Genomic DNA, 12,920 nt, shown 5'->3' on the forward strand with positions numbered 1-12,920 from the left:
CCCGGAAAAAGGCGGGGCGGCGCCTTTGTTTTGCAAGGGCACGCGGGGGTTGGGTTGTGGGGGGGCGGGGGGACCCCCGCGACCAGCCCCCACCGGACCCGCACCCGCCAACGCACCCCACCCCCCACCCCGTCACGCGTTCGGCCGTTCCCCAGACGTGGCCGCCCGAGCCATCCCCTCCACCCGCTCCAACATCGGCATCGGATCCACCCCCACAGACCCCGGCAGCACCTCCGCGATCCTCTCCGGCGTCCACCCCTCCTCCGCGTAAGCCGAGCGCAGCTCACCCGGCTGTGCCCACACCGCGATCTTCGGCCCGGCCACCGTGTACACCTGCCCCGTGATCCCCGCCTCCCGGGCCCGCTCGGACAGCAGGTACACCACGAACGCCGCCACATCCTCCGGCTCACCGATCTCGGTCAACTCCATCGGCACCCCGGCGGACATCCGCGTACGCGCCACCGGCGCCACCGCGTTCGCGGTCACCCCGTACCGGTGCAGCCCGAGCGCCGCGCTGCGCACCAGCGAGATGATCCCGCCCTTGGCCGCGCTGTAGTTGGCCTGGGAGACGGACCCCTGGTGGTTGCCGCTGGTGAACCCGATCAGCGTCCCGGCCCGCTGCTTGCGCATGACGGCGGACGCGGCGCGGAACACCGTGAACGTGCCCTTGAGGTGGGTGGCGATCACCGGATCCCACTCCTCCTCGGCCATGTTGAAGAGCATCCGCTCCCGCAGGATCCCGGCGACGCACACGACCCCGTCGATCCGCCCGTACGTCTCGACCGCCGTGTCCACGACCCGCTGTCCCCCGGCCATCGTGGAGATGTCGTCGGCGACGGCGACCGCCTCGCCGTCGGCCGCCTCGATCTCCTTGACGACGGCCTCGGCGACGGAACTGGTGGGCGCCGAGCCGTCGACGGAGACGCCGTAGTCGTTGACGACGACCCGCGCACCCTCGGCGGCGGCGCCGAGGGCGACCGCCCGGCCGATGCCCCGCCCCGCGCCCGTGACGGCGACGACCTTGCCTGCCAAGAAGTTTCCCACCCCGGCCTCTTCCCCTCATCGCGGTCTCTGACAGACCGTTGGACCATTATCTGACGGATCGTTAGATTTGCTCGTACGGCGATTCTACGACCCGTCAGATACGCCACCACAAGCCCCCGGGGAGGCCCGATGTCATCGCCCACGGAGTTCGCCGCGTTCACCGACATCGCCAAGCGCGTGAACAACTGGGGCCGTTGGGGGGCGGACGACGAGATCGGCACCCTCAACCTGATCACCGACGAGGTGGTCCGGGAGGCAGCCGCCTCGGTCCGCTCCGGGCACCGCGTACCGCTGGCGCTGCCCCTGCAGCAGGACGGTGTGCAGACGGGGATGATGCCGGGCCGGGTGAACCCGCTGCACGCGATGGTGCAGATCAACCAGGAGATCTTCGGTCCGGGCACGGTCGCGTGCAGCGACGACGCCGTGACCATGGGACTCCAGGCGGCGACCCACTGGGACGCGCTCACCCACGTCTCGCACTCGGGCCGGATCTACAACGGCCGCCCGGCGGGCACCATCACCCCGCACGGCGGCGCGGCCTTCGCCGGCATCGACAAGGCCCGGCACATCGTCTCGCGCGGAGTGCTCCTGGACATCCCGCGCGCCCTGGGCCTGGGCGACGGCCGCCTGCCCGGCCACCACGCCGTCACGCCCGAAGACCTGGACGCGGCCGAGGAGTTGGCGGGTACGCGGGTCCGGGCGGGCGACATCGTCCTGGTCCGCACGGGGCAGATGCAGGTCTATCTCACCGGGGACAAGCACGCGTACGCGTTCCCGTCGCCGGGGCTGTCGCTGCGCACCCCCGAGTGGTTCCACGCGCGCGATGTCGCGGCGGTCGCCAATGACACCCTGACGTTCGAGATCTTCCCGCCGGAGGTGGAGGACCTGTGGCTGCCGGTGCACGCGCTCGACCTGGTCGAGATGGGCATGCCGCAGGGGCAGAACTGGAATCTGGAGGAGTTGTCCACAACCTGTGGACAAGTTGGGCGGTACGACTTCCTGCTGTCGGCGATGCCCGAGCCGTTCGTCGGCGCGACGGGGACGCCTGTGGCGCCGATCGCCATTCTGTAGACGGCCACGGGCCCCGGACCATGGGCCATCACCGGTGAGCCGCCGGGCGGTTGGCGGCGCGCCGCTGCCCGCCCCGAGCACGGCACCGCGCGCCGCCCACACACGACCCACGCTCGTCGAGGGCCTCCGTCACCGAGACCCTCGTCGTCCCCTCGCGGCGAATCGCTGAACACAAGCGTGATCAGACGGACACGACGCGTCAACACCCGTTCGGGGATCAGCCGTGCCGAACCGGCGTCGTGGCGGTGCGTACGGAAGCACGTCCCGGGCGCACGGATCGGCTGCCGCCGGGGGTCGGCCGACGCCGTGCGCTTGTGCGCAGGCGTGTGCGGCGCGCGTCCGGGTGACCGAGTGCGCCTCATAGCTCGGGGGTGCGCGTCATAGGGCGCCTGCAGGCCGCACGTGGCCGATCGCGCAGTTCCCCGCGCCCCTCAAAAGCAGGGGCTGCACCCCTGCCCCTTCCCGCCCCGCCCCCACCCCCCTGCGGGCAATCGTGCCGCTGGGCCGGCACGGGTGGGCGCAGGCGGCACCTCGCAACCGCCGAGCAGCGGAACCCCCCGCCCTACACCACCTCGTACGCCAACCCCTCACGCACGGCCAGACTCTCCCGGGCCACCGCCGCAACACCCGTGACCGCGCTGCACGCGGGATAGACCGCAGGAGTCACCACACCGCCACCGCCGTTGACCCCGGACGCACCCACACCACTCGCCGCGCCGGAGGCCCCCGGCACCACCCGGTCCAGCTCGCACCAGATCCGTTTGCCGACGCCCTCGTAGGACCAGCCCCACCGATCCGCGAGGACCTCGACGAGGGCGAGACCGCGCCCACCCGTCTCGTCGCCGTCGGCACACCGCGGCGCCGGCGGACACGCGCTGGTGTCGGCCACCTCCAGGCGGACCTTGCCGACCGCGCCGTCCCGCAGCGCGGACAGCAGCAGCCGTAGCACCGCCGGACGGCCGGTGTGCACGACCGCGTTGGTGACCAGCTCGGAGACGAGAAGGATCAGCGTCTCGGCGAGGGGCTCGTCGTCCCCTATCCCGGACCCGGCGAGCCGTGAACGGGCCCATCTCCGTGCGCGACCCACCTCTGCGGGGTCGGGCCGGATCTCCAGCTGCACTTGAAGCACCTGCACCGCTCACACCATCCGAACCGGCGGACACATCGCCGCACGCCCCCGAGGGGCCACGATCGTGGTCATCTGCTGCCTGGCCGACGCCACCGCCATCGACACCATCGGCACCGGGATCACGGAACGTGATCCCCTTACAGGACAGCATGGTTGACGTACAGTCACCCCAACAAGCGCTTCGGGCATATTCCAGCGCGAAGGAGTACGCATACGGCATACTGTGCGACGCTCATCGCGGGGAGTCGAACAGACCGGGGCGTCGAGACTCCGGCCCACTTCACGAGCGCCGCACACCGCCGCTCCCGGGGCCGCCACAGGGGCAACACCGGCTCGGCTCGACCTCGGAACCACTCGCATCCACCAGAAGGTACCGGAGCGGAACTCCGACTCCAGGCCGTGACAAGTCACACCTAGGACACAACACGGTATCAACGCTCGGTAATTCCGGTATGCCACGTTCCGCGACATTCGACCGAGCCGCTGCCACACATTTCCGCTCCCACCCTGGTCAGCGCGATCACCCCGCCTCGACCAGCAGTTCCCCCGCCAACAACTCCTCACTCTCCGTGATCAATCCGCCACGTTCCGCCCGTACCCACGCCCGCTTCAGACACAGGTGTACGTCGGCCTCCCAGGTGAACCCCATACCCCCGTGCACCTGGAGGCAGTCGCGGGCTCCGCGCACCGCCGCCTCGTCGGCGAGCAGCCGAGCGGCCGCGATGTCCACCGGGTCGACGGTCACGGCCGCCGCGTACACCGCCGCCCGTGCCACCTCCACCCGCACCAGCAGTTCGGCACAGAGATGCTTGACCGCCTGGAACGCCCCGACCGGCCGCCCGAACTGCTCCCGGGTCCGCGCGTGTTGCACCGCTGCCTCACAGGCCCGAACAGCCGTCCCCAACTGCTCGGCGGCGGTGAGCAGTACGAACAGATCATCAGGACGGACGGGGGAGCCCGCCTCCGGCACCCGGTGCAACGGCGTCAACGGATCCACCGACTTCAGCGGTACGGCCCCGGCCGCGTCCCCGGTCACCACATCGGCCTCGTCCAGCCACTCCACCAGCCCGCCGCCCCCGACAGCGGTCACCACGGCCTCCCCGCCCGCCGCCCCCGGCACCACCCCCGCCGCGAGATGCGTGGCCACGAGCGGCCCCGGCAGCAAGGCCCGCCCCGCCTCCTCGAACACCAACACCGCCTCCGCCACCCCGAGTCCGACCCCACCCTCGCCCTCGGGCAACCGCAACGAGAAAAACCCCGCCGCCCCCAACTCCCGCCACAGCCCCCGGTCCAGCGACCCACCCCCCTCGACGGCAGCCCACAACTCCTCCCGCCCGAAAACCCGCCCCAACACCTCCCGCACGCCGCTCCGCAAAGCCAGTTGGTCATCCGTAAGCCGAAACCGCACCAGCCACCAGCCCCTTAAGAAACCCCGAGCACAACAGCGCGCCCGACAGGGGCGCGGGGAACTGCGCGAGAACCCCCACCGAACCCGCACCCGCCAAAACAACGCGTACCCCCGAGCCCCTAGGCGCCCGCCCCCCTCACCCCTTCGGCAACCCCAAAATCCGCTCCCCCACAATGTTCCGCTGAATCTCCGACGTCCCCGCCGCGATCGTGTACGACAACGAACTCAGCCGATCCAGCACCCACGGCTCCCCGAGATCCACCGCCCCCGCCCCCAGAACCTCCGCCGCCACCTCGTACAACTCCTGCCGCACCCGCGAGTACCGCAACTTGAACACCGACCCCCCGACCCCCGGCACCCCGCCGGAGGCCTCCGCCTCGCTCACGTTCCACTGCGTGAGCCGCCACAACGCCCGGAACTCCGCGTGCAACCGCCCGAGCCGCCGCCGCACACCGGAGTCGTCCCAACGCCCGTTCGCCCGGGCCGCCCGCGCGACCTCCCCCAACACCCGCCGACAGGCGACCACTTCACCCACGAAGGCGGTCCCCCGCTCGAACGACAGCGTCACCATGGTCACGCGCCACCCGTCGTTCTCGTCCCCCACCCGGTTGGCGACCGGCACCCGTACGTCGTCGAGGAAGACCTCGGCGAACTCGGTGGAGCCGGCGAGGGTGCGCAGCGGCCGTACGGTCACACCGGGCGCGTCCATCGGCAGGGCCAGCCAGGAGATGCCCCGGTGCTTGGGCGCCGAGGCGTCCGTCCGTACCAACAGCTCGCACCAGTCGGCGACTTCGGCGTGCGAGGTCCAGATCTTGGAGCCGCTGACGACGTACTCGTCACCCTCCCGGCGCGCACGCGTCCGCAGCGCCGCGAGGTCGGACCCGGCGTCCGGCTCGCTGAACCCCTGGCACCAGACCTCCTCGCCGCGCAGGATCGGCGGCAGCCAGCGCGCCCGTTGCTCGGCCGTCCCCTCGGCGGCGATCGTGGGCCCGGCGTGCAGCAGCCCGACGAACCCCGCGCCCACGTACGGGGCGCCCGCCCGCTCCGTCTCCTCCAGGAAGATCAGCCGCAGGGTCGGCGAGGCGTCCCAGTGGACGTGGGCGTACCCGGCGTCGTACAGCGTCCGCTGCCAGCCGAGGTCGTAGGCGCGCCGCCCCGGCCAGTCGTCGGGCGACGGCTTGGGCGGCAGCGAGGGGAGCGTCTTCGCCAGCCACTCCCGCAGCCGCGCCCGGAACGCCTCCTCCTCCGGGCTGTACGCGAGATCCATCCCCCGGGGCCCCTACTTGCCGATACCGAGACCGAGACCGAGACCGCGGTCGCGATCGAAGTCCAGGCCGAGCATGCGGATCGCGTTCCCGCGCATCAGCTTGTAGACCGTCTCGTCGTCGAGGCCCTTCACATGGTCGAGGGCGACCTCCTTGGTGTGCGGGAAGGTCGAGTCCACGTGCGGGTAGTCCGTCTCGAACGTCGCGTTGTCCCTCCCCACGACATCCAGCGAGGCGACCCCGTGCTTGTCGCGGAAGAAGCAGCAGTACATCTGCCGGTAGTAGTACGTCGACGGCGGTTCGGGGATCAGGTCGCGCACCCCGCCCCAGGCACGGTGCTCCTCCCAGACGTCGTCGGCGCGCTCCAGGGCGTACGGGATCCAGCCCATCTGCCCCTCGCTGTAGGCGAGTTTGAGGGTCGGGAACTTCACCAGGACGCCGCTGAAGAGGAAGTCCATCATCGAGGCCATCGCGTTGTTGAAGGAGAGTGAGGCCTGTACGGCGGGCGGGGCGTCCGGGGAGGCGGCCGGCATCTGGGAGCTGGAGCCGATGTGCATGTTGACGACCGTCCCGGTCTCCTGGCAGACGGCGAAGAAGGGGTCCCAGTAGCCGGAGTGGATGGAGGGCAGGCCGAGGTAGGTGGGGATCTCGGAGAAGGTGACGGCGCGGACGCCCCGGGCGGCGTTCCGTTCGATCTCCGCCACCGCGAGGTCGATGTCCCACAGGGGGATCAGGCAGAGCGGGATCAGCCGGCCGCCGCTGTCGCCGCACCACTCCTCGACCATCCAGTCGTTGTAGGCGCGGACGCAGGCCAGGGCCACTTCCTTGTCGTGCGCCTCGGCGAAGGTCTGTCCGCAGAAGCGCGGGAAGGTCGGGAAGCAGAGCGAGGCCTCGACGTGGTTGAGGTCCATGTCCGCGAGCCGTGCCTTCGGGTCCCAGCAGCCGCGCCGCATCTGCTCGCGGGTGATCCCCTCCAGCGTCATCTCGTCCCGGTCGAAGCCGACCGCCGCGATGTTCCGCTTGTACGGGAACTTCAGGTCCTCGTAGATCCACCAGTCCGTCTGCTGCCCCTCGGGGTCCATCGTGATCTGGTACTTGCCGGCGACGTACGCCAGCTCGCCGATCCCGGCGGTGAGGGGCTTCGGCCCCCGGTCGCGGTACCTCTCCGGCAGCCAGGTGTCGAAGAGGTGCGCGGGCTCGATCACATGGTCGTCGACGCTGATGATGCGGGGCAGTTCGGTCATGGGTCCCCTCCACCGGGCCGCTTCTGACGGACCGTCAGTTAGGTCCTCTCCAGCAGGCTAGTGGCGCACCCCTGGACCGACAAGGCGCCCGGCCCTACGCTCTGCCCACGATCTGACACATCGTCAGTTGAAGCCGGCAGGGGGCCCTCCGTGACCGATGCGACCGATGTGACCGACACCGCCCACGCGCTCAGCGAGTCCCGCACCCTCTGGGAACTCCTCGACCGCCGCGCCGACCTCACCCCCGACCGGCCCGTGCTGCTCCAGGACGACCGGACGCTGAGCTTCGGCGAGCTGCGCGCCCGCGCCGAGCGCGTGGCGGCCGGGCTGTACGCCCGGGGCGTACGCCCCGGCACGGTCGTCGCCTGGCAGCTGCCCACCCGGATCGAGACGGTCCTGCTCTCCTTCGCGCTGGCCCGCCTCGGCGCCGTCCAGTCCCCGGTCATCCCCTTCTACCGCGACCGCGAGGTCGGCTTCGCCCTCCGGGAGTCCAAGGCCGAGTTCTTCGCCGTACCCGGCGCGTGGCGGGGCTTCGACCACACGGCGATGGCCCGGCGGCTGGACGCGCGAGGCGTCTTCGAGGCGTACGACCGCCTCCCGGACGGCGATCCGACGGCCCTCCCCGCCCCGCCCGCCGACGGCACCTCCGTCCGCTGGATCTACTGGACCTCGGGCACCACCTCCGACCCCAAGGGCGTCCTGCACACGGACCGTTCACTGATCGCGGGCGGCTCCTGCCTCGCCCACGCACTCCGGCTCACGGGGGACGACGTCGGCTCGATCGCCTTCCCGTACGCGCACATAGGCGGCCCCGACTACATGGTGATGCTGCTGCTGTACGGCTTCCCGGCGGTGCTGTTCGAGCACTTCGCGCTGCCGGCCGCACTGGAGGGCTACCGCAAGCACGGGGTGACGGTGGCGGGCGGGTCGACGGCGTTCTACTCGATGTTCCTGGCCGAGCAGCGCAAGCGGCCGGGCGAGCCGGTGATCCCCTCCCTGCGGCTGCTCGCGGGCGGCGGCGCCCCGAAGCCGCCCGAGGTGTACCACTCCGTCGTACGGGAGTTGGGCGTGCAGCTCACCCACGGGTACGGCATGACCGAGGTCCCGATGATCACGATGGGGGCGCCGGACGACACCGTGGAGAACCTGGCGACGACGGAGGGGCGGCCCCCGGCGGGGATGGAGATCCGGATCGCGGAGAACGGGGAGGTGCGGCTGCGCGGGGAGGCCGTCTGCCAGGGGTATCTGGATCCGGCGCAGTCGGCGGCGGCCTTCGACGCGGACGGGTTCTTCGTCACCGGCGACCTCGGACATCTCACCGGCAGCGGGCATCTGGTGCTCACCGGCCGCCTCAAGGACGTCATCATCCGCAAGGGCGAGAACATCTCGGCGAAGGAGATCGAGGACCTGCTGCACCGGCACCCGGCGGTCCAGGACGTGGCGGTGATCGGACTGCCGGACGCGGAGCGGGGCGAGCGGGTCTGCGCGGTGGTCGAAGTGGCCGAACAGCCGCCGGGGGCCGAGCCGTTGACGCTGGAGGCGGTCACGTCGTACCTGCGCGCGGAAGGGCTGTCGGTCCACAAGCTGCCGGAGCAGGTGGAGGCGGTGGACGCCCTTCCGCGCAACGAGACCCTGCGGAAGGTCCTCAAGTACAAGCTGCGGGAACGCTATGCGTGATGCATGAGGGCGGTCAGAACTACTCGGGCACGGTGAAGTAGCGGGCGAACGCGTTCACGACCTCGACCTCGTCCACCTTGCCGTCGGCGTCGGTGTCGAGGGTGGCGGCGGCCGCGGCGGCGACCTCCTCGGGGGCGCCGAGGGCCTTGAGGACCCGGGCGGTCTCCTCGACCGTGGCCTTTCCGTCCCCGTCGGTGTCCGCGACGGCGAGGGCCGCGTGCAGGAAGGGGCGGGCGATCTCGGCGAAACGGTCGGGGTTGTCGCGCAGCCGCTTCACCGCGCCGTTCACGAACTCGTCCCGGGTGATGCGCTGATCGCCGTCCCGGTCCGCTATTCCGGCCATGCCCTGCCAGAACGCCTCGGCGCCGCCGTACAGGGCCTGGCCCTTGTCCGAACGGGCGGTGGTGCCGAACTCGTTGAGAACCGCCTTGCTCGCCGCGCTGAAGTCCTCGCGGTCGATCCAGCCGTTGCCGTCCTGGTCGAAGGTGGCGAACCGGGCGGCGATCCGGCGCTCGTACTCGCTGCTGACCATGTCTTCTCAGGCCCGCCTTACGTGGTGTGGGTGTCTCGGGGTGCCTCAGTTGCTTCTCCGACGGAGCGTACGACGTCAGGGCCCCGGGCGGCGCGGGAAAGCGGCGCTTGTACCAAGACCGCGGGAATTCCGGGACAACTGTGTGAGGTGCGGCGGGTCAGGCCGAGAGGGGGTCGGCCTCGTCGTCGGGCTCCGGGGCGACCGCCGAGCGGACGTCCGGGTGGACGTCGAAGAGGCGGCGTACGCCGAGGGCGGCGAGGACGCGGTTGACGTGCGCGCCCTCGGTCGGGCCGCCCGCGCGGCCGTCGGCGGGGAGGATGAGCCGGAGCCGGCCCCGGCAGGACCGCATCAGGCGGCGGGTGGCGACCAGGACGCCCACACCGCTGGAGTCGCAGAAGACGACGCCGGAGAGGTCGAGGACGAGACTTCGGCGGCCGTCGGCCACCGCCTCGTGCACCCGCTGACGGAGCACGGGCGAGGTGACCAGGTCCATCTCCCCGGACACGCGCAGCACGGCCCACCCGCCCTGCCCGCCTTGTCCGCTCTGCTCGCCGTCGGTCACTTCGAACGCCACCGCGATGCCTCTCAGTCGCCGAACCGGAAGCCAATGCACCGCTTCCTGCTTGCGCGGCTGCCCCGCCGTCGTTCCATGAAACACCCGTGGCGCACCGAAAGCGCGTGGTAAGCGAGCCATTTCCGGGGCCTTTTCGGTGCGATTTCTATCGAGTACGGTCACATGTGATCGACTATTGATCGCGAATGGGTCAGAGGTCAGTCAGAGATGGACCAGAGGAGGTCGTGAGCGGTCCGATTCTTGCAGTTCAGGCGCCACGCAAGGTCGTACAAGCATACGAACGGCGGGCAGATGCCCACGTGGGGGCGTGGAAACGGCTTACCCAGGAGGTGCATACCACCTCCGGCCTCACGAGGGGCGCACATTGCCATAAAGGGGCGTGCGCGGTCAGCGGTGCCGACTACATTCGGGACGGCAGTGCACACAGGCTGGAAACGGGCCGGAACCGGACCGAGCCGGTCATCAGGAACGGCGCAGGTACGAGCAGGTGAGGGGGCCGTATGGCGAAGGACGCACCGCCCCGCTGGGACCGCAGGATGCAGCAGCGGCTGGCGCGCGGCGAGGCGGCGGCGCTCGGTGAGCTGTACGACCGGTTCGCGTCCCTCGTGCACGGTCTCGCCCATCGCGTCCTCGGCGACGAGACGGCCGCCGACTCCCTCACCCGCGAGGTGTTCCTCCAGCTCTGGGAGAACCCCGAGGCGTACGACCCCAAGCAGGGCCCGCTGCGGTCGTGGGTGGCGGCGCTGACCCACCGGCTGGCCGTGCAGCGGCTGCGGGCGACCGAGACCGCGGCGCTCGCCCGGGGCGGTGAGGGCACGACGGAGGACCTGGAGCGCAAGGTGCGGCATGCCTCGGTCGCGGCCCGCGCCGACTACATAGTGCAGGCGATGCCGACGCCGCTGCGGGCCGCGCTGGAGCTGGCGTACTTCCAGCGCCGCGACTACCGGCAGACCGCGACCGACCTCGGGGTCACCGCGGACGAGGCCCGCCGCCGCCTCCGCCTCGGCCTCCAACTCCTCTCCACCGCCCACGACACCCGCCCCTCCGGCGCCCCACCCGACCCCGGCCCCACCCCATGACCGACACCCCCAGCCCCTCCGAGGCACACGACGACAACCCGGCCCCCCGGGTCCCCGACACCGCCCGACACCCCGACACCGCCCGGGTCCCGACGGCCAGGGGGCCGCTGGACGGCGACGGCCTGGGCGCGGACGGTGCCTCCGGCGGGACAGACGGCTTCGACGGCGGGGCGGGCTCCGAGGGCTCCGAGGGCCGGGCGGGCGCCGCGGCCGGTGGCGGCGCCCCGGAGGGTAGCGGCCACCGGGGCGACGGTCCCGGTGGCGGCTCCGGATCGGACGACGCCGGTGGCGGCTCCGGGTCGGACGGCCCCCGGGACGGCGACGCCCCGAGCACGGACGGCGCCCCCGGCGAGCCGGACGGCTTCGACGGCGAGCCGGGCCCCGGGGACCCCGCGGGCGCCGCGACCGGTGGAGGCGCCCCGGAGGGCCCCGGCCACCGAGGCGCCGGCCCCGGTGGCGGCTCCGGGTCGGACGACGCCGGCGGCGGCTCCGGATCGGACGGCCCCCGGGACGGCGACGGTGACGAGCCCGCCGGACCGCCACGGATACCGCTCCCGCGCACCTCGGTGGAGGACACCGGGTTGCCGTTGCCGGACCCCACCCGCGAGGCGGCTGCGACGACGGAACCGCCGGCGCGCCCACAGTCCGCGTCGCCCGTACCTCCCCTGCCGTCGGCCGCTCCCGCCCCTCCCCCTCCCCTCGTGCTGGAGCACCGGGTACTGAAGGCGTTGCTCGGGGCGTGGGCGCTGGCGGCCTGTTCGGGGGAGGAGGCGTTGGCGGTGGAGGAGCATCTCGGGGTGTGCGGGGGGTGTGCGGACGAGGCGCGGCGGCTGCGGGAGGCCGTGGGGCTGCTGCACCCGCCGGAGAGCCTCGACCTGGACCCGGCCCTGCGCACCCAGGTGCTCGACCTCTGCCTGGGCCGCCGCCCGCCCCGTATCCCCGTACCCCGCTGGGCCGCCCCCTACGACGCGGAGACGGCCCGGCTGGACGCCCTGCTCCAGGACATCGGCACCGCCGACTGGCACGCCCCCGTCCGGCTGCGCTGGTTCGAGGGCGACGGCCCGGTGAGCCGGCGTACGACCGTCGCCGGGGTCATCGCCCATCTGCTCACCGTCGACGGACTCGTCGCGTCCGCGCTCGGCCTGGACGACCCGCTCGCCCGGCTGAAGCCGGAGGCGGAGCCGGGCGACGGTTCACCCGCGGCACGCACCGAGGCGTTCTGGAAGGCCTCCCACTTCCCGCCCAGCCGCGCCCTCCGCGCCCCCTGGCGGCAGCAGAGCCACGACATCGTCCGTACGACGTCGTTCACGGGCGGCGGCGGCCCGGACGACTCCGCCGGCTCGGGCCGCCTCGCGGTCTCGTACGGCGGCTTCGAACTGCCGCTCCGGGACGCGATGCTCGACCGGGCGTTCGAGTGCTGGATCCATGCGGAGGACATCGCGGAGGCGGTGGACTACCCGTACGAGCCCCCGTCCGGCCGGCATCTGCACGGCATGATCGACCTGGCGGCCCGGATGCTGCCCGTCTCCCTGGCGGAGCGCCGCCGGACCGGGCTGGCGTCCCCGCCCCCGCCCGGCCGTCACCTCGTCCCGGCCGGCGCGCCCGGCCGCAGTCTCCGCCTGGAGATCGAGGGCTCCGGCGGCGGCGAGTGGCTCATCCCCCTCGACTCCCCCGCGGCCCTCGGCTCCGCCGACCACGAGGTGGCCCACGTGGCCCTCGACGGCGTCGAGTTCTGCCGCCTCACCGCCGGCCACGTCCCCCCGGAGGAAGCAGCCGCGGGCCAGGGCGGCGACCGCGAGGCCATCAGGGACGTACTCTTCGCGGCGGCGGCCCTGAGCCGCATGTAAAGGGCGGTCGGGCAGAACCCGCACCTGGGCCCCCCGGTCACCCCCTAGGG

The 12,920-nt window shown here is 72.2% G+C and carries 11 protein-coding genes; 4 read left to right on the forward strand and 7 right to left on the reverse strand.

The features are described from left to right. Nucleotides 1-132: 132 nt before the first annotated feature. Nucleotides 133-1,044 (reverse strand): SDR family NAD(P)-dependent oxidoreductase, encoded by a 912-nt coding sequence (locus tag ACZ7MG_RS20115; protein ID WP_471393446.1) that lies wholly within the window; start codon nt 1,042-1,044, stop codon nt 133-135. 129 nt (nt 1,045-1,173) lie between these two features. Here ACZ7MG_RS20115 and ACZ7MG_RS20120 point away from each other — a divergent pair, with 129 nt between their 5' ends. Then, on the forward strand, nt 1,174-2,115 hold the full coding sequence (locus ACZ7MG_RS20120) for a cyclase family protein (protein ID WP_471393443.1): 942 nt from the start codon (nt 1,174-1,176) through the stop codon (nt 2,113-2,115). A gap of 562 nt (nt 2,116-2,677) precedes the next feature. Here ACZ7MG_RS20120 and ACZ7MG_RS20125 read toward each other — a convergent pair. From ACZ7MG_RS20125 to ACZ7MG_RS20140, 4 genes are all read right to left on the reverse strand, one after another. Beyond that, complete coding sequence (locus tag ACZ7MG_RS20125) at nt 2,678-3,235, reverse strand: ATP-binding protein (protein WP_471393878.1); 558 nt, start codon at nt 3,233-3,235, stop codon at nt 2,678-2,680. Between the two features lie 529 nt (nt 3,236-3,764). Beyond that, nucleotides 3,765-4,652: an acyl-CoA dehydrogenase family protein gene (locus ACZ7MG_RS20130; RefSeq protein WP_471393441.1), complete on the reverse strand. Its 888-nt coding sequence runs from the start codon at nt 4,650-4,652 to the stop codon at nt 3,765-3,767. Between the two features lie 136 nt (nt 4,653-4,788). Continuing rightward, entirely contained in the window at nt 4,789-5,919 is a 1,131-nt protein-coding gene (locus ACZ7MG_RS20135; protein ID WP_471393438.1) for an acyl-CoA dehydrogenase family protein, read from the reverse strand. 12 nt (nt 5,920-5,931) lie between these two features. Beyond that, nucleotides 5,932-7,161 (reverse strand): amidohydrolase family protein, encoded by a 1,230-nt coding sequence (locus tag ACZ7MG_RS20140; RefSeq protein WP_471393435.1) that lies wholly within the window; start codon nt 7,159-7,161, stop codon nt 5,932-5,934. Between the two features lie 168 nt (nt 7,162-7,329). Here ACZ7MG_RS20140 and ACZ7MG_RS20145 point away from each other — a divergent pair, with 168 nt between their 5' ends. Next, complete coding sequence (locus ACZ7MG_RS20145; protein ID WP_471393875.1) at nt 7,330-8,838, forward strand: class I adenylate-forming enzyme family protein; 1,509 nt, start codon at nt 7,330-7,332, stop codon at nt 8,836-8,838. A 19-nt stretch (nt 8,839-8,857) separates the two neighbouring features. On the opposite strand, the gene ACZ7MG_RS20150 is transcribed toward ACZ7MG_RS20145, so the two are convergent. Together ACZ7MG_RS20150 and ACZ7MG_RS20155 are read right to left on the reverse strand one after the other, a co-directional pair. Further along, nucleotides 8,858-9,370 carry an EF-hand domain-containing protein gene (locus ACZ7MG_RS20150; RefSeq protein WP_471393432.1) on the reverse strand — a complete coding sequence of 171 codons (513 nt, stop codon included), beginning with the start codon at nt 9,368-9,370 and terminating at the stop codon, nt 8,858-8,860. A gap of 157 nt (nt 9,371-9,527) precedes the next feature. Beyond that, a complete protein-coding gene (locus ACZ7MG_RS20155) occupies nt 9,528-9,944 on the reverse strand; it encodes an STAS domain-containing protein (RefSeq protein WP_471393429.1) in 417 nt (138 codons plus the stop codon). Between the two features lie 500 nt (nt 9,945-10,444). On the opposite strand from ACZ7MG_RS20155, the gene ACZ7MG_RS20160 reads away from it, so the two are divergent. Further along, the gene (locus tag ACZ7MG_RS20160) at nt 10,445-11,023 is read left to right on the forward strand and encodes a sigma-70 family RNA polymerase sigma factor (RefSeq protein WP_471393426.1); all 579 of its coding nucleotides are present in this window, start codon (nt 10,445-10,447) and stop codon (nt 11,021-11,023) included. Then, nucleotides 11,020-12,870, forward strand: a complete 1,851-nt coding sequence (locus ACZ7MG_RS20165; protein WP_471393423.1) for a zf-HC2 domain-containing protein — start codon at nt 11,020-11,022, stop codon at nt 12,868-12,870. Before ACZ7MG_RS20160 ends, ACZ7MG_RS20165 begins: the two co-directional genes overlap by 4 nt. Nucleotides 12,871-12,920: the final 50 nt, after the last annotated feature.

Source organism: Streptomyces sp. NPDC107538 (assembly GCF_055657445.1).

Bases quoted from the DNA above. Each gene is read 5' to 3' on its own strand.
- ACZ7MG_RS20120 (WP_471393443.1), top strand. From the start codon at position 1,174: ATGTCATCGCCCACGGAGTTCGCCGCGTTCACCGACATCGCCAAGCGC.
- ACZ7MG_RS20135 (WP_471393438.1), bottom strand. From the start codon at position 5,919: ATGGATCTCGCGTACAGCCCGGAGGAGGAGGCGTTCCGGGCGCGGCTG.
- ACZ7MG_RS20140 (WP_471393435.1), bottom strand. From the start codon at position 7,161: ATGACCGAACTGCCCCGCATCATCAGCGTCGACGACCATGTGATCGAG.
- ACZ7MG_RS20150 (WP_471393432.1), bottom strand. From the start codon at position 9,370: ATGGTCAGCAGCGAGTACGAGCGCCGGATCGCCGCCCGGTTCGCCACC.
- ACZ7MG_RS20160 (WP_471393426.1), top strand. From the start codon at position 10,445: ATGGCGAAGGACGCACCGCCCCGCTGGGACCGCAGGATGCAGCAGCGG.
- ACZ7MG_RS20165 (WP_471393423.1), top strand. From the start codon at position 11,020: ATGACCGACACCCCCAGCCCCTCCGAGGCACACGACGACAACCCGGCC.